The following is a 1,896-nucleotide window of genomic DNA, read 5'->3' as shown; positions in this document are numbered from 1 at the left end:
AGATACCATAAGTACAAGAAAAGAATTTGGGCTTAACTTAATGACATTGCCCGTAGAGATAGACGGCATCACCGAATATGATGGCTCGACCTTTAGAAGTGTTCACCGATACTGCTTGGTGTCCCGGAGTGTGGCCGGGTGCGAATACGAGTTCGATGCCTTCCCGCACTTTGAAGTCACCGTTTACCAGTTTGAAGCGGGGAACAAGGTTAACCCAGTCGTCTTGGTAATATCCTACCACTTGGTATCCCATGGGGAAGTAAGCATTGATGAGTTCCTCTTCTTGGACGTAAAAGTGGGCGTTTTCGAAGAGATGTAGATAGCCGGTGTGATCATGGTGGAGATGGGTGACCAGCACGGTATCAATAGATGATGGATTAACACCATTGCGTCGCAGCACCTCTGGTACCTCTAAGTCTGGTGTGCGGGGTTTAGGACCGAAAATGAATTTAGGCACGTGGTCATGCTGGTAGCTGGCATCAACTATGATCTGCTCCCCATCGTCACCCTCTATGAGGAACATGTATACTGGAAGGTCTGCGAAATAGCCTTGGGCGATAGGGCTCATTATGAGCCCCCAATTCATATGGAACCAGCCGGTCAGTAGAGGTTTTATGACGTATTCCTTTATTGTAAACACCTCCTCTCTGAGAATTACACAATACTAATTTTTAAACTTGTTAAAAAAACTACCTTTTTAAAAATCTAATTCTTCATCTGTAAACAAATTGTAGGTCTACGTTATACAATAATCTGATTTTCATATCCTTTAATGTTAACTTTTCCGTGGCAGTTTTGGAACGTAGAAAAGGGTTTAAATCCAATTTTTTCGGGTGAGAATCCACACTTAGTTGGAATTGACGAAAACAACTCTCGGAAGGGGGAAAAGCGTAGTTTAATAGTTAACTGGGCAGTGCAAAATCATCATACTACTATATGGGAGTCATTCCAAGTGGCAAATTGGAAAAAATGTTTCAACAATTAGATTGATATAGAAGTTCATTAAAATAATTTTAAATATAGGGTAAAGGAGGTTTTAGTTTGTCTAAAGCTTATCTATTAGCGGGGACCGCTGGAGCAATAATAGGAACCATAACTGCGTTTATTGGAGTAATGTGGGGTGTAGTAAATGCGTTATTCTTTATGGATTTATCGAACTACATGTCTATGATTATGGTTTTCAGTACGTTTCTGGGACCCATCGCCGCCTTTATCATACCTTATCCGAGTTCGAGTATTTGGCTCCTTTTGGCTTCACTCATTCAGGCTCCGATGCTCATTGTTACCTGTACCCTCACTGGTTTAGGATTTTACGGAATACGCAAAGTGGGAGGAGGGATTATCGGCGTGGTGGCTTTCATTTTCGGAATCGTAGGCAGCATCGTAGGATCATTGCTCATAGTGGTCGGAAACTTTCTAACCATGACTAGTGTTGCAATCATCCCAAACATGTACGATTTTACTCTACTAATTATTCCTACAACTACACCGAACTTTCTCATAATGTGGATAGGTTTCGTGGTGCTTGCTGTCACCTTTATCATAATTGGTTCAGCCAGCATAAAGCTACGTGAAATCACACTGAACTCCTCGGCTTCCTCAGCTGCGGGAATCTTGAGCATTATAGGGGGCTGCCTTATAATAGGGGGTCCAATGATATTAGGTTGGACCATAATCATTGGTTTCATACTATTATTTGTAGCATTCATACTTTGGGCAGTAGTGTTCTTCTCCTCCAGAGAAATGTAGTCTCGTAGAAAATCAAAAACTAATTACCTCTCCCCTTTGCTAATCCTTCAGATGACTTGAAAAATAATCCACTCCTTTTTTTACCGTATACAGGAAGTATATGCTTGTATTTTGCTCAACAAGTTTCCCCGAAAAGAAGCGTTTTTT

At 41.4% G+C, this 1,896-nt stretch carries 2 protein-coding genes; one reads left to right on the top strand and one right to left on the bottom strand.

The features are described 5' to 3' along the window. Positions 1-37: 37 nt before the first annotated feature. A complete protein-coding gene (locus ACUVXA_RS20420; protein ID WP_445873136.1) occupies positions 38-640 on the bottom strand; it encodes an N-acyl homoserine lactonase family protein in 603 nt (200 codons plus the stop codon). A 401-nt stretch (positions 641-1,041) separates the two neighbouring features. Between ACUVXA_RS20420 and ACUVXA_RS20415 the strand changes: the two genes are divergently transcribed. Next, positions 1,042-1,749, top strand: a complete 708-nt coding sequence (locus tag ACUVXA_RS20415) for a hypothetical protein (protein WP_445873135.1) — start codon at positions 1,042-1,044, stop codon at positions 1,747-1,749. Positions 1,750-1,896 lie beyond the last annotated feature (147 nt).

It is taken from the genome of Candidatus Jordarchaeum sp. (genome assembly GCF_052745115.1).
This window is presented reverse-complemented; position numbering and strand designations above follow the sequence as displayed.